Here is a 21,277-nt window from a genome sequence, read left to right as displayed (position 1 = left end):
CATTTCAAATCGAGACCGATGCTTCCCGGCCATTTGCGCATTACAATCCCCCTCTCCTGAAAGCAAAAACGGCGACCCGAAGGTCGCCGTTTTGGTTTCAATGTATGAGATACTGTCGCGCGTTATGCCAGCTCGGCTGAGAAGTGTTTTCCGAGCAAGGCATGATAGAAATCGTTGTCCGACAGCACGCCTTCGAGACGTTTCTGGGTGCCCAGCAGGATCGGCTGGCCGGTACGGTAGCGGATTTCCAATGCGTCACGCATCGAGATGTCCGGCGTGGTCATCACCACCTGGTTCGCTTCCAGCGCATCCAGGTTATCCCCTTCCTGCCACTGCTGTAGGCTCAGGGTTTCATCCTGACGGGTCACCGCCAGCACTTCGCCTTCTGCTGAAGTGCTGACGCAGGTCTTATCATTCCGGTTCAGTACCAACATATCATCCAGCTTCTCCAGTGCCCCGGCGTCGGTCATCAACGAGCGGCCGCGCAGTACGTTCAGCGGGTTGGTATGAGCGACAAAATCCTGGACGTACCGGGTGTTTGGCTTGAGCACAATCTCTTCCGGCTTGCCGTGCTGGATCAGTTTGCCTGATTCCATGATGGCAATGTTGTTGCCGATTTTCAGCGCTTCATCCAGATCATGGCTGACGAATACAATGGTCTTGTTCAGCTTGCGTTGCAGTACCAGCAGCTCATCCTGCAGCTGGCTACGGATCAATGGGTCAAGTGCCGAGAACGGCTCATCCATCAGCAGGATGTCACTGTCCATGGTAAAAGCGCGGGCCAGACCGACACGCTGCTGCATCCCGCCGGACAGTTCGTGCGGATACTTGTCCTGCCACTCGGCCAGGCCAACCATCTCCAACTTCTCCATCGCGCGGCGGCGGCGCTCGGCTTTGCCGATCCCCTGCATTTCCAGGCCGAAGGCGGCGTTATCCAGCACGGTCAGCCAGGGCATCAGGGCGAACTTCTGGAACACCATAGAAATGCGCTCCGTGCGCAGGTGACGCAACTGATCAGCATCACAGGTCGCCAGATCAATGATCCGATCCCCGTCTTTCACTTCCAGCGCACCGCGGCTGACCTGGTTCAGGCCGTTGATGGTACGCAGCAGGCTCGACTTCCCGGAGCCGGACAGCCCCATCAGCACGCAAATCTCGCCTTCCTGGATATCCATGCTGACATTATCCACCCCGACAACATCGCCGGTAGCCTCAATGATTTCCTGACGGCTTTTGCCTTCGTCGAGCAACGCCAGTGACTTGGCACTCTGCTGGCCAAAAATAACGTCGAGGTTTTTAATTCGAATGGCAGTCATGGTTATCCCTCTTTACTCTGGCTCGGGGTTTTACACAGGCGGTCCAAAATAATCGCGACCAGAACAATCGCCAGGCCCGCTTCGAAGCCCTGCGAAATGTTGACGGTGTTCAGGGCTCGGATCACCGGTTTACCCAATCCGTCGGCACCCACCAGGGCCGAAATCACCACCATCGACAGCGACAGCATGATGCACTGGGTGATCCCTGCCATAATGTTTGGCATTGCCGCCGGCAGCTCCACTTTGAACAGCAGCTTCCACCGGTTGGCCCCGAAGGCCTTACCCGCTTCGACCAGCTCTTCCGGAACACGGCTGATCCCGAGATAGGTCAGGCGGATCGGTGCGGCAATGGCAAAGATAATGGTAGAGATAAGTCCCGGGACCACGCCAAGGCCGAACAGCACCAGGGTTGGGATCAGGTAAACAAAGGTCGGGATCGTCTGCATCAGATCCAGGATCGGTCGCATAATGGTGTAAAGCCACGGCTTGTGCGCCGCTGCAATGCCGACCGGAACCCCGACCAGCACCGAGATCATGGTGGCGGTCAGCACCAGTACAAAGGTCTCCAGCATTTCAGGCCAGTAACCCAGGTTCATAATCAGCAGCAAGGATGCCACCACAAAACCGACCAGCGGCAGGCTGCGGTGCAGGAACCAAGCCAGTGCAGCAGTCATGGCAATCGGCACAGCTGGCGGAAACCATTTGAAAAGGTCCACCAACAGCATGATGATGGTTTCCAGGCTGTATGAGAGCGAGTCAAAAAATCCGGCGGCATTGTAGGTCAGCCAATCGACAAAAGTCGCCATCCAGCTACCAAGCGGGATCTTATGCTCTGTGATAAAGTCCACGGGAACTCCTTATTCGGGGTCTGTTTTTACTTTCTAGTCTTCGTTGTTTTCATCGCCCTGCCCTTGCGGCCATACAGATTCTTACGGCCGCAAGGGCAGGGCTGATTTCTGTGCTTAGCTTTTCAGATAGCGCGTTACCGCTGCAGTGGCATCACCGCCATCACGGGCTTTCACCTTGTCCAGCCATTTTTCCAGCGCTTGCGGGTTGGCTTTCAGCCAGGCTTTCGCCGCCTTGTTCGGCTTGACGTTGTCATTGAGGATGTCACCCATCAGCTGGTTTTCCATCTCCAGGGTGAATTCAAGATTTTTCAGCAACTGGCCAACATTCGGACAGGTCTCCAGGTAGTCCTGACGGACGTTGGTATAAACGTTGGCACCGCCGTAGTTCGGACCGAAGTAGTCGTCGCCGCCATCGAGATAAACCAGCTCAAAGTTGCTGTTCATCGGGTGCGGCGCCCAGCCCAGGAAGGCGATCCACTGCTCACGATTCACCGCACGCTTGACCTGCGACACCATGCCCGCTTCGCTCGATTCCACCAGGCGGAAATCTTCCAGGCCGAACGCGTTGTCATCGATCATTTTCTGGATCAGGCGGTTGCCGTCGTTGCCCGGTTCAATGCCGTAGATGCGGCCACGGAACTTGTCTTCATACTTCGCCAGATCAGCAAAGCTGTGCACCCCGGCGTCATAGACGTATTTCGGCACCGCAAGGGTATATTTCGCCCCTTCCAGGTTGGCACGAACCGTTTCAACCGTACCGTTAGCGCGATATTTGGCAATATCGGCTTCCATGGTCGGCATCCAGTTACCGAGGAAAACGTCGATATCTTTGTTCGCCATAGAGGAGTAAGTCACCGGTACAGACAGCAACTGGGTCGAGGTCTTGTATCCCAGGCCTTTCAGGACTTCGCTAGTCACTGCAGTGGTGGCGGTAATATCGGTCCAGCCGACATCGGAAAATCGTACAGTCTCGCACTGGGCAGCAATCGCGCCAGAAGCGGAAAGGCTCAGAGCCAGAGCCGAACTACCCATAACCAGTGTTTTCAGGGTTGTATTTGTCTTCATGACTTTTCCTTTTCTCCGTTTTATCTTTTTAGGTTTTTCAGGCCGCAAAAGGCCCCAGGCGCCTCCCTGCCCGCTGTCATGGCGTCGCAGAAGATAAGCCTGTGTGATTCAATTCGGCGAATACTCGCCGTCCGTCTTACTTTCGCCGGGCTCCTGAAGCGTCTACTCAGCTAGGGCCCGGCGGACAACTCGGTCAGCTTACGACAGCTGCTGGTTGTTGACTGTTCTCCAGCGGGCGCTTCGCCTGGCCGGAGCGCTGCTGGCTTTCCCAGTTCGGCGCGATCCAGGTCGGTGCATCAGAAGGAGCCAGTGGTGTGTTCCCCAAAATGGCATCGGCCACTTTTTCCGCCACCATGATGGTCGGCGCATTGAGGTTGCCGTTCGGGATGGTCGGGAAAACGGAGGAGTCAACCACGCGCAAGCCGTCAATGCCACGAACCTGGCAAGCTGAGTTCAGCACCGCCATCGGGTCGGTGTCCGCGCCCATTTTGCAGGTACAGGAAGGGTGGTAGGCGCTTTCGACATTCTGGCGCACCCAGGCGTCGATTTCAGCATCCGTATTCACCGCCTCACCCGGCTGGATCTCGGTGCCGCGATATGGATCCATCGCCGGCTGGGCGAGAATTTCACGGGTCAGGCGAATACAGTCGCGCCAATCCTGGCGATCCTGCTCGGTACTGATGTAGTTAAATTCAATGTTCGGCTTCTGGTACGGATCCGCAGAGCCAATCCAGACCCGGCCACGACTTTCCGGTTTATTCGGACCGACGTGGACCTGGAAACCGTGGCCATCAAAGGCCGCCTGACCGTCATAGCGCATGGCTGCCGGCAGGAAGTGGTACTGGATATTCGGCCATTTCAGTCCGGCGCGAGAGCGAATGAAGGCACAGGATTCAAAATGGTTGGTGGCGCCCAGGCCGTCTTTGCGCAGGATCCAGCGGGTGCCGATCAAGCCTTTGCTGATCAGCCCCAGCTTGCTGTTGAGGGTGATCGGCTGCTCGCACTCATACTGGAAATAGACTTCCAGGTGATCCTGCAGGTTTTCGCCGACGCCTGGCAGCTCGTGGGCCACGTCAACACCGGCCTGCTCCAGCACAGCTTTCGGGCCAATGCCGGACAGTTGCAGCAGTTGCGGTGAGCCGACTGAACCGGCCGAAAGCAGCACTTCGGTATTGGCGTAAATCGATTCGATCTTGCCGCCCTTTTCAATCTCCACCCCGATCGCCTGCTTGTTTTTCAACAGCACTTTTCGGGTCACCACACCGGTTTTCAGCGTCAGATTACGACGCTTCATCGCCCGGCGCAGATAGGCGTTTGAAGTCGATGCCCGCACGCCGTGATTAACCGTCATATGCATCGGGCCAAAGCCTTCTTGCTGATAACCGTTGTAATCATCGGTTTTCGGGTAACCCGCTTCCTGACCGGCATCAATGAATGCCTCGTACAGCGGGTTGAGTTTCATGTCGTTGCCGTTACAGGTGGCCACCGGGCCATCGCCACCACGGTAATCATCTTCGCCGCCAATCCAGGACTCGGCGCGACGGAAATACGGCAGACAGTCCTGATAGCGCCAGCCCTCGGCGCCGTGTTCAGCCCATTCATCAAAGTCGCAGGCATGTCCGCGGACATAAACCATCCCGTTGATGGATGAGCTGCCACCCAGGACCTTGCCGCGCGGACAATGCAGCTGGCGATCATCAAGTCCGGCTTCCGGCTGGGTTTCAAACTGCCAGGCATATCGGTCACTGTTCATCGGATACGACAGCGCGGTCGGCATCTGGATAAAAATGCTGCGATCCGTACCGCCCGCTTCTAACAGCAGCACCTTGTGCTCGCCCGAAGCGGTCAGTCGGTCCGCTAGCACACACCCGGCTGAGCCGGCACCGACAATAATGTAATCATATGTTGTAGTCATTTGAGCTCTCCTGTCATGCTGTCTTCTGGCTGTGAAAAGCCCCGGTTAGCACCGGGGCCAGCGCGTTAGTCATACGGACATTCAAGATCGCCCAGTTCAATCAGAACGCTCTTGTTCTGGGTATAGTGGTTCAGGGTTTCGATCCCGTTCTCACGACCAATCCCCGATTGCTTGTAGCCACCGACCGGCATCTCCGCAGGTGAGCCACCCCAGGTATTGACCCAACAAATCCCGGCTTCGATTTGAGCAATCACCCGGTGGGCACGTGACAGGTTCTGGGTAAAGACCCCTGCAGCCAGGCCGTACTGGGTATCGTTGGCACGGCGAATGACTTCTGCTTCATCGCTAAAGCGCAGCACCGACATCACCGGACCAAAAATTTCTTCTTTCACCTGCGGCATGTCATCGGTGCAGTCGGCAAAAATGGTCGGCTGGACAAAGTTACCGTTCTCCAGGCCATTGCCGGTTTCCCGCGCACCGCCGCAGATCAGTCGGGCCCCGGATGTCTTACCGGCTTCAATAAAGCCCAGCACTTTTTCCATGTGATCTCGGGAGATCAGCGCGCCAATCTGGGTGTGCATATCCGCCGGATCGCCAATCACCAACTTGGCCGTGCGCGCTGCCAGCTGTTCCAGGAACGCATCATAAATTGAGTCATGAACAAACACCCGGGTACCGTGTGTACACACTTCGCCCTGGGTGTAGAAGTTCGCCATCATGGCGGCAGAGACCGCGTTATCCAGGCTGGCATCATCGAATACCACCAGCGGCGATTTACCGCCCAGCTCCATGGTGATGTCTTTCAGTGTACCCGCCGCATCGGCCATCACTTTCTTACCGGTACCGCATTCGCCGGTAAAGGAGACTTTGGCAATGTCCGGGTGGCGCGACAACATCTGACCAACCCGGTAATCGCCCTGCACCACGTTAAACACGCCATCCGGCACCCCAGCTTCGGTGAAAATTTCTGCCAGTTTCAGAGCGGTCAGCGGGGTTTCTTCCGACGGCTTAAACACCATCGCGTTCCCGGCCGCCAGCGCCGGCGCGGATTTCCACATCGCGATCTGGATCGGATAGTTCCAGGCACCGATCCCGGCACACACACCCAGCGGCTCGCGACGGGTGTAGAAAAACTGGTTGTGACCCAGATCCTGCTGCTGACCGTGAATGGTCGCAGCCAGCCCGGCGTAATACTCAATCACATCGGCGCCGGTCGTAATATCAACCTCAATGGCTTCTTGCAGCGGCTTACCGGTATCTTTCACTTCCAGGGCAGCCAGCTCGTCGTTGCGTTCACGCAGGATCGCGACGGCGCGCATCAGGATCCGGCCCCGTTCGGCACCGCTCATGGCCGACCAGACTTTGAAGCCTTCGTGCGCCGAGGCAATCGCGCGCTCAACATCTTCGCTTGAAGCCTGACCGATTTCCGCCAGCGGCTCGCCAGTCGCCGGGTTGTAGGTCAAAAAGGTTTCGCCAGAGGTTGTCTCAACCGCCTGACCATTGAGGTAAAGAGATTTTACTTTCATCAAACTGCCTTCAGAATTCTTACGTTAGTCATTGCCGTGATGCGACCGCCCGGCCGCATGTCAATCGTGCTCACTGGCCTGATGCGTTCAGCGCCACCAGCTGCTTGTCGAGATAATCCAGGATGATCCGCTGCGCCTGCTGCGGGCAAATGCCGTCCGGATTCAATGCCCCGCGCAACCAGATCCCGTCGATCAGCGCCGCAATGCCCTGGGCAACAAACGCCGCGTCCTGCGCCGGAAGCACCCGCTTGAGCTCACGCCGCAAATGGGATAGCAGGCGTTTTTCATTCACTCGCTGCAACCGGTACAGCGCCGGGTCATGCATCGACTGAGCCCAAAACGCCAGCCAGGTTTTTACCACCTTATTTTCAACCTGATAGCTGTCGAAGTTGGCCGCCACAATCGCCTTGATCCGTGCCGTCACATCCTGGGGGTCAACCGCGCTCAAATAAGCAATCGAGGTCGCGGACAACTGACGCAGGACCGAGCGCATGGTCTCTTCCAGCAAGCCATGCTTCCCACCGAAATAATGATTGATGATCCCGGGGGAAACCCCGGCCTTCCTGCTGATCAGAGCCACACTGGCCCCGGACAAACCGACCTCATCAATGACCGCCATGGTCGCTTCGACCAACTGCGGACGACGTATCTCTGGCATCCCTACCTTCGGCATAAATGTTACTCAAATGTTTTTTGATTGAACGTTTAATTAAAAATAAATCTACACGATCTTCGTGTTAGATCAAGGAAATTGTTTCGTGCAGTAATCTTTTACAACATTAAAGGTTACACCTGAGTGCACTTAAGATATTGAAATAAATAGAATTATATATAATTTAGTTTATTTTAAGAATTTTAAATTGTTTTGAGTAAAAACGACCTGGTTGTAATGCGTTTCTCGACAAGGGTTCTACGGTGCAGTGAAAACAGGAATCCACTTTCCCCTCAAAATACAGCGGAAAAATCTTGCTTTGATCACCCGAAAGTCAGGTCATTTTTCGACATTCATCACTGAAATCTGAAGTTCCGGATCTTAAAAGGAAGGTTTTAATTAGACCTCTAACATTTGGTGTTTTAAACACCAACCCTGAAGCGACCCGGCTGAGCAATCAACCGGGTTGATCACCAGTACCAGTCCTAAGTTTTAGACAAATTGAGCGCCAGGCCTCATTTAAAATTTTACTTTTTGTTAACCCTGGATTACATAAAAAGGAGGGGTGTATTTTCGCGTGTTCACCTTGGGCGCAGTCGCCAATCTGAAATCTGCATCGCATATGCCTCAGGAGTACCGATTCATGACCTCAAGTACGTTATCGAAGCCCATGTATATCGGCTTTTACCTCACCCGAAACTTCACCATGATTGCCATGGCTTCGGCGATCGAAGTTTTGCGCATGGCCAACCAGTTGTCCGGGCAAACCCTGTACCAATGGTCGACCCTCAGCGAGTCCGGAGACCCCGTCACGGCCAGCGACGGACTGGAACTGAACGTCGGAGACAGAATCCCCTCCCAACTGCCGCTCGATACAGTGATTGTCTGTGGTGGGGTCGATATTGAACATAGTTGTTCTCCCAATTTGATGAACTGGCTCAACCGGCTGGATCGCCAGGGGAAAACCCTGGGCGGAATTTGTACCGGCAGTTATGTACTGGCCAGGGCCGGACTCATGAACAACCAGCTTTGCGCCATCCACTGGGAATATTTAGCCGGCTTTCAGGAATTGTTCCCGTTTGTCAAAACCACCGACAAACTGTTTACCCTGAGTTCGAAACGCATGACCAGTTCCGGCGGTACAGCACCAATGGATATGATGCTGACCCTAATCGCCCAACAGCACGGCCATAAACTCAGTGCGGCGATTTCAGAGATGTTTATGTGCGAACGGATCCGCAACGGACAGGAGACCCAAAAAATTCCGCTCCGCAACCTGGTCGGCACCGCCCAGCCCAAATTGCTGGATATTGTCTCGCTGATGGAAGCCAACCTCGAAGAGCCCCTCAGTATGAACGAGCTGGCCGGTTTTGTGGCTTTATCCCGCCGCCAGCTGGAACGCTTGTTCCAGAAACACCTGCAATGTTCGCCCTCCCGCTATTACCTGCAACTGCGGCTCAGCCGGGCACGGCAACTGCTGAAGCAAACCAAGATGTCAATCGTCGAAATCGCAGTCTCCTGCGGGTTCGTCTCCACGCCCCATTTCAGCAAATGCTATCGCGACTGTTTCGGGCTGGCACCGCGCCACGAGCGGATCGGCGTTCCGATTGCCCAACCCGGACCAGTGCTAGCGCCCCTGCCGGTCATTATTGACAATCTTGAATCCCTCTATAACAGCGGGATCTGAGCCTTGCGTCTATTTCACCAGCCCTTTTTGTCGCAGTAAGGCCAGAATTGTTGCGGCAGCCTGCTCTGGCTCAACACCTTCAAGCACCTGCCCTTCCTGCTGAGCGGTGACCGCAATCGCTGCTTTCATCCGCTCCGCAGCCGTTTTACCGCGGTGAACCTTGAGCGGTTTCGGCCGCTTTCTGGCCTGGCGCTGCGGCCATCGGGCGGCCTCTCTTTCAGAGCCTTGTTTGAGCCCCCCCTCTATTGCTGTCGGTTCTCCGTCGAGAGCCAGCGAATGGATCTCCCCATCCCGCGCCCGAATAAAAGCGCTTTGCCGCGCCGCAGGCGCAGCACTGCTCACAGTCAGCACCGCCGGGGTAGCAACAGCCAGTTGACGACGCTGTCCGCGCGGCAGGGCCTGGGTCAACTTCAGTTCGTCAGTTTCTTCATCGGCTTGCGCTTCCAACGCCACAATATGTGGGAGCAAAGGGTAGCCCAGCTGCTCTGCCAGTAAATAAGGCACCAACCCCGACGCTTCCCCCCATTCCGCCCGTTCACCGCACAGCACCAGATCCGGCGCGTGCTGGCGAATATACGAAACCAGCAATGAGAGGACATCTGACGCAGGCTCGACCGAACTCAGCACCGTCAGCTGCACCGGCCCCATGCCCAGATACTCGCGCAGTGCCGGCTCTGCCGGATCGCCCACATGCACCACACCCACCTGAGAACCGGGGGTCCCCAGCGCCAGCTCAAGCGCCTGAGCATCCAGACTCGCCCGGCATGTTCTCCCACTCACCGGATGGCACCCGACGGAGACCAGCACCAACACCCGCAACGTTTCAGACCGCATCATCCCACACCTCCCCATCTGGTGGCTGCTCAGCAGGATCCGATCCACCACGAGCATCGCCACAGGCCTCAATCAGCGCCTGCAACACAGCGCTGCTATCCGCGATCACGCTGAGATCGGCGCGCCCGACCATGGCACAGCCGGGGTCGACATTAATCGCAATCACGCTCTCGCACTGGCTGATCCCCTGCAAGTGCTGAATCGCCCCGGAGATCCCGACCGCCAGATAGACCCGTGCCGACACCAGCGTCCCGGAAGCACCGACCTGGGTCGCCCTGGCCATATATCCATCATCGACCGCCACCCGACTGGCCCCTTCCGTCGCCCCCAGCGCGACTGCCACCCGGTGAAACAGCGGCCAGTCTGTCACCCCGTTGCCGCCGGCCAGGATAAACTCCGCTTCCGCCAGTGGAACCGACCCCGGCGCGACCGCCTGGCGACCGAGATCGGTAATTTTCGCTTCCTGCGGCGCAACATCTGGCACCGGCAAAACCTTCGCCTGATACCGGCAGTCCTCTTCCAGCGGCTCAGCTAACGGCGTGGCTACCAGCCAGATCCGGGTCAGTTCGCGCAGATACTCCTGACCGGAGTGGCCCGAACGACACCACAAGCCATTCACGTTTTTTTCCGGGTCAAGCGCCATCTCAACCACGCTGGTCGCTGCTCGCTCTCCCAACCGGGCTGCCAGACGCCGCCCCAGCTCCGCGCTGCGCCAGCCTGATTCTCCGAACAACCAGAATCGGGGGGTGAGTACTTGCTCTGCAGCCGCCAGACCAGCCAGGCGGTACTCCGGCTGATACCCCGAAGGCGCCGGCAGCGCCAACACCCGATCAGCACCAGCCCGGGAAAACGCCTCATGCATTTGGGCTTTATCGCCCACATCGCGGTCCCATACCACCGCAACCACAGCGCCAGCTGTACCCGGATCCTGAGCCGCCAGCTGCTGCGCCACCCCCAGCAAAGCGCGGTCGGCTTCCGACAGCTGCCCCCCTTCAAACTCCGGCACCACGACAATATAAAAATCCGGGTCCGTTACCTGATGCACCGGCAGCAGTTTTGCCTTCCGGGGCGCAGTAAAAGCGCCAGTCAGCACCGACGATGCATTCATCCCCCCTTGCAAAGCTTGGGAAGTCATCTCTGATACGTTCTTGAGCGAACGATCAATGCGACGGATCCCAGACGGCCCGATCTCACCCCGCTGATGCGGATCAATTCGGCGAATCTTGCCTTCTGCTTCAATCCGACCTCCAGAGAGTTGCCGACTGCTCATTTGCTCAGACAGCGCCGGATATTGCGGATGCAGACGGTTACGCAGGATCCGGGCCTGCCGCGGATCACAGCGCTTGATGGGATCAGTCATATCATTCATGCCAACTCCGCCTTTCCGGTGAACGGCGTATCAGGCTCAGGAAGTGCCTCAATCACCTCCAGCAACAGCTCTGCCACATCGCGCACCTGCGGCCGGGGCTCGACCACGCCTTCGAGCATCAGGCAACACTGCGGACAGGCCACCACCACAAGCTGCGCGCCCGTTTCCCGGACATCCGCCATCCGCATATCCGGGATCCGCTGTTTGCCGGGAATATCAGTCACCGGCGCGCCCCCGCCCCCACCACAGCAACGAGCGCGATAGCCGGAGCGGTCCATTTCTTTGATCTCTGCGCCCAAGGCCTGCAAGACCTGCCGCGGGGCGTCATACTCGCCGTTATAGCGGCCCAGATAGCAGGGGTCATGATAGGTCAATGCCGTCCCGGCCAGCGGGGAGTCCGCCAGTCGGCCGTCTGCCGCCAGCACAGTCAGCAACTCGGCCAGCAATTGGGTATGGTGGCAGACGCGATAATGGCCACCAAAGTCCGGGTACTCATTTTTGAGCGCATGAAATGCATGGGGATCAGTCGTCACGATGCGCGCAAACTGATACTGATTGAGGGTGCGGACATTGGCCGTTGCCAGGCGCTGAAATGTCGCTTCATCACCGAGCCGCCGCGCCAGATCGCCGCAATCGAGCTCATCATTGCCGAGCACGGCAAACGCCACCCCGGCACGGCGCAGCAGAGCCACCAGCGCCCGCAAGGTGCGTTGATTACGCCGTTCGAATGCGCCGTCGCCGACCCACAGCAAAACATCGGTTTGCTTCACTTCCGGCAACAGCGGCAGATTCAGATCCACCGCCCAGTTGTGGCGATGCGTTGGCGGATTGCCGTTCGGATTATCGGTGGCGATCAGGTTACACAACACCTCCGGACCTTTGCCAGCAGTAGCACCGGCAACCAGCGTCAGATGGCGGCGCAGATCGACCACGGCATCGACATGTTCAATCATCATCGGACAGGCTTCGACGCAGGCCCGACAAGTGGTGCAAGACCACACGGTTTCCGGATCAAGTAACGAGGCAAACAGCGGCTGATCCGGTGCGCCGCACGCAGCCTGCTCCGACTGGCCCGGATGCGGACTACCGGCATAATCGGCGGTTGAACCGCCCGCCATCCCGACCACCAGATCCTGAACCAGTTTCTTCGGATTCAACGGCTGCCCGGCAGCAAAGGCCGGGCAGGCTTGCTCGCAACGGCCGCACTGGACACAAGCATCAAAGCCCAGTAGCTGGTTCCAGTGAAAGTCCGTCACTTTTTCCACTCCGAGCCGGTCCGCGCTCAAATCCAGCGGTTTCAGTCCGGTTGAGCGGCCACCACCAAAGCGCTGTGGGCGGGGGTGAAATGCCAGGTGCAGCGCCCCGGCAAAGGCATGTTTCATCGGTCCGCCCCAGGTCATGCCAAACAGCAAATCGGCCAGCGCCACACACAAGACAGCGACCAACAGCACCACACCCAGCCACGGCAGCTGTTCGACGCCGACCAGTGCCAGAATGCTGAGCGCCACAAAGGTGACGGCAAAAACCATCAGGCTTTTCGGCAGCCGCATCCAGGGCCCGGCTGAGAGATGTGCCGGTAAGGGTGTCCGACGCCGCCGGGCGACTCTTCGCGCGCCAATCAACATCACGCCGCAGGCCATCAGCAACAGGACATGAAAAAAGCTGGACGCCAGTCCGAGCAGATAGATCCCGATCAGCAACACCATCGCAGCAACAAAGCCGCCCGCGGTGGCGACATGGGTGGTCGCCATCGCCGGATCCCGCGCCACCACGTGATGCAAATCCACCAGATAGCGTCGCGGCACGCTGACCAGTCCGGTCCAGAAAGGCACCGGGTTCGGCCGCCCCTGGCGCCAGAGGCGGATCCGGCGCACCGCGCCAACCCCCATCACCAGCAGACTCAGCCACAACAATGCAGTTATCCAGGTTGCCACCATCGCTCCTCCCGGCAGATCCAAGCCGATTCTTCCAACTCCCGATTCTTCCACCCCTAGTCAGAAGTCCTTACACAGCCGCAAGGCATCATAGATCGCCGCGTGAATGTTACGCTGTGACACACAATCGCCGATCCGGTACAGCAGATAGCCTTCGCCATGGCGGCTCAGATCCGGCTGCGGCTCGGCAGCATACAACGCCTCTAAATCCATCTGGCCGTGATTCAGCGAGGCCGCTTTAAGCTGGTAATAAAGCTGCTCACTGGGGTGGATCCCATTTTCAATCACCACCTGATCCACCACCCGCTCTTCCTGCTGCTGGGTATATTCATTCTCCAGCCGGGCAATCACGCGGTCTCCTTCACGGTAGACCTGATCCAAGCGCAGATCAGGCGTCATGATCACCTCCCGCTCATAAAGGCTGCGGTAATAGGTGGGAAAGGTGGTGCCGCCAATCGCCACACCGGGCTTGATATCATCAGTGACCAGCTCGACCAGCGCGCCTTTCGAGGCCAGATAATCCGCCACCGACATCCCGCTGAACTCACAAATGGTGTCGTACACCAGCACATTTTTCCCCGGTGCCACCCGGCCGCTCAGCACGTCCCAGCTGCTAACCACCAGGCCATCCCGGGCGCCCCAACCCGGATACTGATCGACAAACGGCTCACCGCCGACGGCCAGGATCACCACATCCGGCTGTTCAGCCAGGATTTGTTCGGCATCCGCTTCGGTGTCCAGTTTCAGCGTCACTGCAAGCCGGCTGAGTTCAAGCGCAAACCAACGGGTGATCCCGGCGATTTGCTCCCGCTGCGGCGCTTTGGCTGCCAGAGTGATCTGCCCGCCCAACTCGCCTGCTTTTTCGAACAAAACCACCTCGTGACCGCGCTCAGCACAGACCCGCGCCGCTTCCATCCCGGCCGGGCCACCGCCGACCACCACCACCCGGCGGATTGGCCCACGGGTTTTGCTGATCATATGCGGCATGGTCGCTTCGCGGGAAGTTGCGGCATTTTGCAAGCACAACACATCCAGCCCCTGATATTGCCGGTCAATACAGTAGTTGGCGCCAACACACTGACGGATCTGATCCACTTGGCCAAGCCGGACCTTGGCGATCAGGTACGGATCGGCAATATGGGCCCGGGTCATGCCGACAAAATCGACATACCCGGCTTCAAGCACCCGCTCGGCCTGGATTGGATCTTTGATGCTCTGAGCATGGATCACCGGCACATTCACGACTTGCTTGATCCCGGCCGCCAGATGCAGAAACGGCTCCGGCGGATAGGTCATATTGGGGATCACATTGGCCAGGGTATTGTGGGTGTCACAGCCCGAGCCCACCACGCCGAAATAATCCACCATCCCGGTCGCATCGTAGTAGCCAGCAATGGCCTTCATGTCTTCATGGGTCAGACCGTCGGGATGAAACTCATCGCCGCAAATCCGCATCCCGACTGCAAAATCAGGCCCGACTTCCGCCCGCACCGCTTCCAGCACCCGAAGCCCAAACCGCAGCCGGTTTTCGAAACTGCCGCCCCACTCATCGGTGCGATGATTCACCCGCGGGCTCCAGAACTGATCGATCAAGTGCTGATGCACTGCCGACAACTCCACCCCGTCAAACCCGGCAGCTTTGACCCGGCGCGCCGCCGCGGCAAAGTTGGCTATGATCCGCTCAATCTCTTCCGGCTCGATGGTTTTGCAGGTGGCCCGGTGTACCGGCTCGCGGATCCCGCTCGGGCTGAGCAAGTGGGGCCAGTCACCACCATCCCAGCGGGAGCGACGCCCCATGTGGGTAATTTGGATCATGATGTGAGCGCCGTGACGATGAACAGCATCCGCCAGCCGCTGCAAATGCGGGATCACCGCATCCGTAGTTAAGTTCACCGACTTCCACCAGCCCTGCGGGCTGTCAATCGAGACAGGGCTTGAGCCACCGCAAATGCACAGCCCGATGCCGCCTTTGGCTTTCTCCTCGTAATAGCGGATATAGCGCTCGGTCGGCATGCCATTGTCGGTGGCATAGACTTCGGCATGGGCGGTACTGACGATGCGGTTGCGGATCATCAGCTGGTTGATCGCCAGCGGCTGAAAGATTGCGTCAAATTGCGCCATAGTGACTCCTTACTCCCTGTCCCGATCCTGACCTCGGCCCTGAGCCTGTACCTGAATCTGCACCGGCTCCAAAGCCTGCTCGGGAATATAGTCCTGTACCCGAGCTTTCGGCATGACTTCAAACACCCCGTAATCACAGCCAATCTCCGCTTCGCTTTGCCGTTGAACCGCGACCGTTGCGATAGGCTGTCCGAGCTGTTGGGTGATCTGATCCATGGCACCGGCAAACCAGCCGGTAAACATGTAATCGACTTTGCGATCCACCTTGCCGTAGTGGCAGACAAACGCCGAATGGGCCAGCCGTATCCGGGCTCGTCCCTGAGCGACGTCGAGCTGCTCGACGGTGAACTGTCCCCAGCCGCGCTGCGACAACCGCAGCATGTAGTGCTCAAACACGGCCGCGCCGTGCAACCCGAGGGTCTGCGATGCCTGCTCACACCAGTGATACGCCGACTGATACCCGGCGTCATACAAAATGGCGGCATACTTTTCCATGCCCAGCGCCTTCTCCACCGCGTCATGGTTATTGATCAGAAAATGGCGCGGTACATACAGCATCGGCAGCCCGTTGGTTCGCCAGATCCCAGTCTCGTCCTCCACTTCAATCGGCACTTCCGGGCTGTGGGTGTTCGGTGATCGCATCGACATCAGTTTCTCCTTTCACGGCAACGCAAGCGGCAGCAGCAGTCAGGCCTTCAGGTTATTCATGCCAGACATCTTTCAGCACCCGCACCCAGTTCTCGCCCATGATTTTTTGCACCCGGCTTTCCGACCAGCCATGGGCCAGCAGCGCTCGGGTCAGGTTGGGAAACTCACCGAGGGTACGGATCCCTTTGGGGTTGATGATTTCGCCGAACCGGGTTAAACGCCGGGCATACCCTTTGTCATGGGTCAGCCACTCGAAGAACGCCTGATCCTGGCCCTGGGTAAAATCGGTGCCGATCCCGACGCAGTCTTCCCCGACCAGATTGACGATGTAGTCAATCGCCTCGACATAGTCCTCAATGGTGGAGTGGATCCCGTTTTTCAGAAACGGTGAAAACATAGTGACACCGATGAACCCGCCGTGATCGGCGATAAACTTCAGAGCTTCATCCGACTTATTGCGCGGGTGCTCCTTAAGCCCGAGCGGCAGGCAGTGGGAATAACAGACCGGTTTTTCAGACGCCAGGATCACCTCCTGCGAGGTTTTGTCGCCGACATGAGACAAATCGCACATGATGCCGACCCGGTTCATCTCCGCGACCACTTCATGGCCGAACCCGGACAGGCCGCCGTCGCGCTCATAACAGCCGGTACCGACCAGGTTCTGGGTGTTATAGGCCATTTGCGCGATCCCGACCCCGAGCTGTTTGAAGATCTCGATATAACCGAGCTGATCTTCAAACGCCTGGACATTCTGAAAGCCGAGTATCACCCCGGTTCTGCCTTCTTCCTTGGCCCGGTAGATATCCCGGGTGCTGCGAACCGGCCTAATCAAGTCATCATGTTCGTTGAAAAACTGGTTAAACTCGACGATATTATCAACCGTGGCCTGAAACCCTTCCCACACGGAGACGGTACAGTTGGCCGTAGTCACTCCGCCCCGGGCCATGTCCTCAAACAACGCCCGGTCCCATTTGGCAATGACCAGTCCGTCAATAATGATCGACTGCTGGTGCAGTTGCATCGCGTCAGACATCCTCATCTCCCCCATTCAATCTGCTTTCCCTACGTGTTCGCCCGATTGAAGCGCTCAGCGCTCCGGTCGCTGGCATCATGTGCTGTAACAATCCGTTAGCACAAGCCGATAATCTCACCCCGCTCATCCAGCCGGATATTCAGCGCCGCCGGGTGACGGGGCAGCCCCGGCATGGTCATAATGTCGCCGCACACCGCCACCACGAACCCGGCCCCGGCCATCAGGCGCAGCTCTCGTACCGGCAGGGTGTGATTGACCGGCGCACCCAGGATCGCCGGTTCTGAAGAAAAACTGTACGGCGTCTTGGCAATACAGACCGGCAGGTGGCCGAATCCGAGCTGATGGATCTCCTCCAGCTGACGGTATGCCGCCGAGCTGTACTGCACCTCCCCGGCGCCATACATCCGGGTCGCGACGGTATAGATTTTCTCATCCAGCGGCATCTCATCGGGATAAAGCAAGGTCAGCTCAGGCTTCGGCGCAGACAATTGCTCCTGCACTGCCAGGGCCAGCGCCTGCGCCCCGTCGCTGCCGCGAGCCCAGTGTTCGGCAGACACCACCCGTACCCCGGAGGCGAGCCCGCAGCGCTGAATCACTGCCAGCTCTTCATCGCTGTCAGTCGGAAACCGGTTCACCACAACCAGCGGGGTCAAGCCGAACTGCTGCACATTCCGGATATGACGCAACAGGTTGACCGAGCCGGCTTCCACCGCCACCACATCGGGCAGGGCTAAATCAGCCTTGGCGATCCCGCCCTGCATTTTCAGCGCCCGGATCGTACACACCAGCACCACCGCATCCGGGGCCAACCCCGACAACCGGCATTTGATATCCAAAAACTTCTCAGCCCCGAGATCAGCCCCGAAACCGGCTTCGGTGATCACCACATCCGTCAGGGCCAGCGCAGTCCGGGTCGCCATCAGCGAGCTGCAACCATGGGCGATATTGGCAAACGGACCGCCATGCACCAGCACCGGGTTGTGCTCCAGGCTCTGGATCAGGTTCGGCATCATGGCGTCTTTCAGCAATACGGTCAGGGCACCATCGGCGCCCAGCTCACCCGCCGTCACCACGCTGCCATCCCGCCGCCTTCCGATCACCATCGCACTGAGGCGCAGCTGGAGGTCGTGCAGATCTTCGGCCAGGCACAACACCGCCATAATTTCCGAAGCCACGGTAATATCGAACCCGGACTCACGCGGTATCCCATGGGCGGTGCCACCTAACCCACAGACAATATTGCGCAGCGCCCGTTCATTAAGATCCATCACCCGCCGCCAGCTGATCTGGCGTGGGTCGAGCGCCAGCTCATTGCCCCAGTGCAAGTGGTTATCAATCAGGGAAACCAGCAGGTTGTGGGCAACCGTCACCGCATGAAAATCACCGTTAAAATGCAGGTTGAGATCTTCCATCGGGATCGCCTGCGCCCGACCGCCACCAGCCGCGCCCCCCTTCATTCCGAAACAAGGGCCGAGTGAAGGCTCACGCAGACAAACACTGGTATTGATCCCGAGCGCATTCAGGCCATCGCAGAGGCCAATACTGGTGGTGGTTTTCCCCTCCCCGGCAGGGGTCGGGGTCATGGCGGTGACCAGCACCAGCTTACCTCTTGGCTGGCTGACATCGAGCTGCATCAAGTCCACCTTGGCTTTGTAATGACCATAGGGGATCAGCTGATGCGGCAGCAGGCCCAGCCGCTCCGCCGCAATCTCGATCACGGGTTTTGGCGTCACCGCCCGGGCGATCTCAAGATCCGTCGCACCGGGCGGCGGGATATTATCCGGCGGGATCAGGGCTATATTCATCTCGTTCTTCACCGCCACCTCCTCCAGCCAAGTTGTCCGGTCACAGGCTTGCAACCGGCACCGCGCCGGCAGTGTTTATCATGTGTCTCAAATGACCTTAAGCAATTGCCCTAGTCATTGTTTCCCTTGCAGCCAGTACGCAGACTGCTTCAACCCCCCGAAGGGATACAAATGAATGCCGCGAAACGGCGTCGCCGGATTCATCATCTGATACCGGGCCATGGCCTCAACCAGTGGCGCAGGCGTCCAGGGCTTAAGCAATTGCGCGGCGTTCATATTCCGGCGCAGGGCAGCCATGGAAGCCACCACGCCACACTGGGCGGCATAAAACAGCAGGTTCTTGAGCCGGGTCGGCCCCGGCATCCCCAGATACACCGGCACCGGACCAAGCAGCTCACGGTAGCTTTCCAGCCAGTGGATCACGATATCGGGATCAAAGCTGAACTGGGTCACAATCCATAACTCAACCTGGTTGGCCCGGGCATACTCCCGTTTGAAGATCAGGGCATCGGATAGCTCATCGAGCGTTGCCACCGGATGCCCCTCCGGATGCCCTGCCACCCCGATCCCCTGCAGCGGAAACTGGGCCAGGATCCCGGAGGCCAGCAGTGCCAGGGTGTTGGCAAACGGCCCGGCAGGCGTCGCCCGCTCGCCGGCAATCAGCAGGATGTGATAGACCCCGAGCCCGATCAGCGATGTCAGCCACTGCGATAACTGCGCTTCCCCGGGGACCGCACGGGCCGGAATATGGGGAATGGCGACCATCCCCCACTGTTGCAGTCGCTCACAGGCCGCCAGCGTCTCCTCAAACCGGCTTTTGGGCAGGAAGGGGACATAAATCCGGGTCCCCGGCATCAGCCATTCCGGCGCAGCGGCCAGTCCCAGCACCTGGCTCGGCGTCGCTTCCAGTGAAGCCTGTGCCATCAGCTGGCGCATGGTCGGCTCGACATCGACTTCGTAATGCTCCCAACCGGGATGTTGTAAGGCATCTGGCTTCATTACTGCTCCCGTTACGTGCATGGCTTTTGGTGCATGGCTTTTCGCGCATAGCTTCTCGTGCATAGTGACTAATCGACAAAATCACTGCCGCGTGATTTCGCCACTTCCCGCGAATTCGGGTTCACCGAAGGCCGGAACGGGACATTCACCACTTCCGCGGCCACCAGCTCACCGCCATACTCCGAAGGCAGTGCGACCATGAACCGGTTCCCGACCGAGCGCATTGTCCAGGGTACATGCGCCAGGGCGATGTTGGTTTGCAGCTCCGGTGAATACCAAGGGGAAGAAACATAGCCCAGAGGTGCCTGTTCAGCCTCGTCATACACCAGCCAGAAGTCGTTGGCATAATCGGTCACCGGCTCGCCGCCCAGCACCAGGCCGACCATGGTCAGGGTAAAGGGCGGGTTACCAGCTTCAATCTGCGTCCGGGCCTGCTCCAACGCGGCTTTGCCGATATAATCCGCTGCTTTATTCCGCGGCACCTGGTAAGCCAGGTTACATTGGAACGGCAGGGTTTCCTGATCCACATCCTGTCCCCAGGAGAGGATCCCGGCGGCAATCCGGCGGTGATGGGCCGGGGCGATCACCCGCAGATTGTGGGCTTTGCCGGCTTCCAACACGGTGTACCAAAGTTTTTCGGCATTTTCGGTCACATTGCGACAGTAGATTTCATAACCTTTCTCTCCGGTAAAGCCGGTTTGCGAAATCACCACATCACAGCCAGCGATCTCCGCTTCCATCAGGCCGTAGTACGGAATTTCGCTGACCGCACTCCCGAACAGATCCACCATCAGGGCTTCCGACCTCGGCCCCTGGATTTGCACCGGGGCAACATCAATTTCCGCGATCGAGACATCGAACTGCTTGCCGATATTGACCCCGCGCAGCCACATCTCCAGATCACTGTCGGAAATTGAGAACCAGAACTCATCCTCAGCCAGACGCAGCAACACCGGATCATTAAGGATTCCGCCTTCGTCGTTGCACAAAATCACATATTTGCCGTGCATGGGCTCGATCTTGGTCGCGTCGCGGGTGATCACGTAATCGACAAAGGCTTCGGCATCCGGTCCCTTGACCTGAATCTGGCGCTCCACCGCCACATTCCACATCGTGACATCGTTCACCAGCGAGTCATACTCCACCATGGCGCCGCCATCTTCCGGCAGCACATAACCACGCGGGTGATAAATCCGGTTATACACGGTCGCCCGCCAGCAACCGGCTTCCACCGATAAATGCCAGTATGGCGATTTACGTACCCGGGTCGAAATCAGCATTTCGACCGGCGTCGGACCGGATTGCCTGAGATTGATCGGCACTCGGCGGTGAGATTGATCCACCCGGCTTTCATGCCGCGCGGCGCCAGCGCGAGCTTGCAGTAAACGTCTGTCGTACTTGGTCATTTCGTAGCCCTCATTCCCTTATGGTGTCCCCCTTAAATGTGACGCTTCTGGGTAAATCAAGCTGTCCGTCTACGACATAAAACGCACTAAAAGCGTCGCGACGACAGACGACTACTTCT

The 21,277-nt window shown here is 58.2% G+C and carries 16 protein-coding genes; 1 reads left to right on the top strand and 15 read right to left on the bottom strand.

Features of this window, described 5'->3' with window-relative positions:
* Nucleotides 1-122 precede the first annotated feature (122 nt).
* From choV to betI, 6 genes are all read right to left on the bottom strand, one after another.
* Complete coding sequence (choV, locus tag NNL38_RS21155; protein WP_255390841.1) at nucleotides 123-1,316, bottom strand: choline ABC transporter ATP-binding protein; 1,194 nt, start codon at nucleotides 1,314-1,316, stop codon at nucleotides 123-125.
* A 2-nt stretch (nucleotides 1,317-1,318) separates the two neighbouring features.
* Entirely contained in the window at nucleotides 1,319-2,164 is an 846-nt protein-coding gene (gene choW / locus NNL38_RS21150) for a choline ABC transporter permease subunit (RefSeq protein WP_255390840.1), read from the bottom strand.
* A gap of 114 nt (nucleotides 2,165-2,278) precedes the next feature.
* A complete protein-coding gene (locus NNL38_RS21145) occupies nucleotides 2,279-3,229 on the bottom strand; it encodes a choline ABC transporter substrate-binding protein (protein WP_255390839.1) in 951 nt (316 codons plus the stop codon).
* Nucleotides 3,230-3,422: 193 nt separating this feature from the next.
* The gene (betA, locus tag NNL38_RS21140) at nucleotides 3,423-5,144 is read right to left on the bottom strand and encodes a choline dehydrogenase (protein ID WP_255390838.1); all 1,722 of its coding nucleotides are present in this window, start codon (nucleotides 5,142-5,144) and stop codon (nucleotides 3,423-3,425) included.
* A 65-nt stretch (nucleotides 5,145-5,209) separates the two neighbouring features.
* Complete coding sequence (gene betB, locus NNL38_RS21135) at nucleotides 5,210-6,670, bottom strand: betaine-aldehyde dehydrogenase (RefSeq protein ID WP_255390837.1); 1,461 nt, start codon at nucleotides 6,668-6,670, stop codon at nucleotides 5,210-5,212.
* Between the two features lie 70 nt (nucleotides 6,671-6,740).
* Nucleotides 6,741-7,343, bottom strand: coding sequence for a transcriptional regulator BetI (gene betI, locus NNL38_RS21130; protein WP_255390836.1), 603 nt, complete (start codon nucleotides 7,341-7,343; stop codon nucleotides 6,741-6,743).
* Nucleotides 7,344-7,965: 622 nt separating this feature from the next.
* Between betI and gbdR the strand changes: the two genes are divergently transcribed.
* Nucleotides 7,966-9,009, top strand: coding sequence for a choline metabolism transcriptional regulator GbdR (gene gbdR, locus NNL38_RS21125; RefSeq protein ID WP_255390835.1), 1,044 nt, complete (start codon nucleotides 7,966-7,968; stop codon nucleotides 9,007-9,009).
* Between the two features lie 9 nt (nucleotides 9,010-9,018).
* Here gbdR and NNL38_RS21120 read toward each other — a convergent pair whose 3' ends face one another.
* From NNL38_RS21120 to NNL38_RS21080, 9 genes are all read right to left on the bottom strand, one after another.
* Nucleotides 9,019-9,846: an adenine nucleotide alpha hydrolase family protein gene (locus NNL38_RS21120; protein ID WP_255390834.1), complete on the bottom strand. Its 828-nt coding sequence runs from the start codon at nucleotides 9,844-9,846 to the stop codon at nucleotides 9,019-9,021.
* Nucleotides 9,833-11,212 (bottom strand): electron transfer flavoprotein subunit alpha/FixB family protein, encoded by a 1,380-nt coding sequence (locus NNL38_RS21115; RefSeq protein ID WP_255390833.1) that lies wholly within the window; start codon nucleotides 11,210-11,212, stop codon nucleotides 9,833-9,835. Before NNL38_RS21115 ends, NNL38_RS21120 begins: the two co-directional genes overlap by 14 nt.
* On the bottom strand, nucleotides 11,209-13,149 hold the full coding sequence (locus NNL38_RS21110; RefSeq protein WP_255390832.1) for a (Fe-S)-binding protein: 1,941 nt from the start codon (nucleotides 13,147-13,149) through the stop codon (nucleotides 11,209-11,211). Before NNL38_RS21110 ends, NNL38_RS21115 begins: the two co-directional genes overlap by 4 nt.
* A 57-nt stretch (nucleotides 13,150-13,206) precedes the next feature.
* On the bottom strand, nucleotides 13,207-15,267 hold the full coding sequence (locus tag NNL38_RS21105; RefSeq protein WP_255390831.1) for an NADH:flavin oxidoreductase: 2,061 nt from the start codon (nucleotides 15,265-15,267) through the stop codon (nucleotides 13,207-13,209).
* A 9-nt stretch (nucleotides 15,268-15,276) separates the two neighbouring features.
* Nucleotides 15,277-15,915, bottom strand: a complete 639-nt coding sequence (locus tag NNL38_RS21100; RefSeq protein ID WP_255390830.1) for a 4-vinyl reductase — start codon at nucleotides 15,913-15,915, stop codon at nucleotides 15,277-15,279.
* A 52-nt stretch (nucleotides 15,916-15,967) separates the two neighbouring features.
* Nucleotides 15,968-16,948, bottom strand: a complete 981-nt coding sequence (locus NNL38_RS21095; RefSeq protein ID WP_255390829.1) for a dipeptidase — start codon at nucleotides 16,946-16,948, stop codon at nucleotides 15,968-15,970.
* A 95-nt stretch (nucleotides 16,949-17,043) separates the two neighbouring features.
* Nucleotides 17,044-18,765 carry a formate--tetrahydrofolate ligase gene (locus NNL38_RS21090; protein ID WP_255390828.1) on the bottom strand — a complete coding sequence of 574 codons (1,722 nt, stop codon included), beginning with the start codon at nucleotides 18,763-18,765 and terminating at the stop codon, nucleotides 17,044-17,046.
* A 102-nt stretch (nucleotides 18,766-18,867) separates the two neighbouring features.
* Nucleotides 18,868-19,752: a methylenetetrahydrofolate reductase gene (locus tag NNL38_RS21085; protein WP_255390827.1), complete on the bottom strand. Its 885-nt coding sequence runs from the start codon at nucleotides 19,750-19,752 to the stop codon at nucleotides 18,868-18,870.
* Nucleotides 19,753-19,820: 68 nt separating this feature from the next.
* On the bottom strand, nucleotides 19,821-21,158 hold the full coding sequence (locus NNL38_RS21080; RefSeq protein ID WP_255390826.1) for a glycine cleavage T C-terminal barrel domain-containing protein: 1,338 nt from the start codon (nucleotides 21,156-21,158) through the stop codon (nucleotides 19,821-19,823).
* Between the last annotated feature and the right edge of the window lie 119 nt (nucleotides 21,159-21,277).

The organism is Photobacterium atrarenae (assembly GCF_024380015.1).
GTDB lineage: Bacteria > Pseudomonadota > Gammaproteobacteria > Enterobacterales > Vibrionaceae > Photobacterium > Photobacterium atrarenae.
Note: the sequence above shows the minus strand (reverse complement) of the source record. Positions and strands in the feature narration are given on the sequence as shown.

What these genes read in the sequence shown, in the direction of transcription:
- choV (WP_255390841.1), bottom strand. Translation starts at nt 1,316, where the DNA reads ATGACTGCCATTCGAATTAAAAACCTCGACGTTATTTTTGGCCAGCAG.
- NNL38_RS21145 (WP_255390839.1), bottom strand. Translation starts at nt 3,229, where the DNA reads ATGAAGACAAATACAACCCTGAAAACACTGGTTATGGGTAGTTCGGCT.
- betA (WP_255390838.1), bottom strand. Translation starts at nt 5,144, where the DNA reads ATGACTACAACATATGATTACATTATTGTCGGTGCCGGCTCAGCCGGG.
- betB (WP_255390837.1), bottom strand. Translation starts at nt 6,670, where the DNA reads ATGAAAGTAAAATCTCTTTACCTCAATGGTCAGGCGGTTGAGACAACC.
- betI (WP_255390836.1), bottom strand. Translation starts at nt 7,343, where the DNA reads ATGCCGAAGGTAGGGATGCCAGAGATACGTCGTCCGCAGTTGGTCGAA.
- gbdR (WP_255390835.1), top strand. Translation starts at nt 7,966, where the DNA reads ATGACCTCAAGTACGTTATCGAAGCCCATGTATATCGGCTTTTACCTC.
- NNL38_RS21120 (WP_255390834.1), bottom strand. Translation starts at nt 9,846, where the DNA reads ATGATGCGGTCTGAAACGTTGCGGGTGTTGGTGCTGGTCTCCGTCGGG.
- NNL38_RS21115 (WP_255390833.1), bottom strand. Translation starts at nt 11,212, where the DNA reads ATGAATGATATGACTGATCCCATCAAGCGCTGTGATCCGCGGCAGGCC.
- NNL38_RS21110 (WP_255390832.1), bottom strand. Translation starts at nt 13,149, where the DNA reads ATGGTGGCAACCTGGATAACTGCATTGTTGTGGCTGAGTCTGCTGGTG.
- NNL38_RS21105 (WP_255390831.1), bottom strand. Translation starts at nt 15,267, where the DNA reads ATGGCGCAATTTGACGCAATCTTTCAGCCGCTGGCGATCAACCAGCTG.
- NNL38_RS21100 (WP_255390830.1), bottom strand. Translation starts at nt 15,915, where the DNA reads ATGTCGATGCGATCACCGAACACCCACAGCCCGGAAGTGCCGATTGAA.
- NNL38_RS21095 (WP_255390829.1), bottom strand. Translation starts at nt 16,948, where the DNA reads ATGTCTGACGCGATGCAACTGCACCAGCAGTCGATCATTATTGACGGA.
- NNL38_RS21085 (WP_255390827.1), bottom strand. Translation starts at nt 19,752, where the DNA reads ATGAAGCCAGATGCCTTACAACATCCCGGTTGGGAGCATTACGAAGTC.
- NNL38_RS21080 (WP_255390826.1), bottom strand. Translation starts at nt 21,158, where the DNA reads ATGACCAAGTACGACAGACGTTTACTGCAAGCTCGCGCTGGCGCCGCG.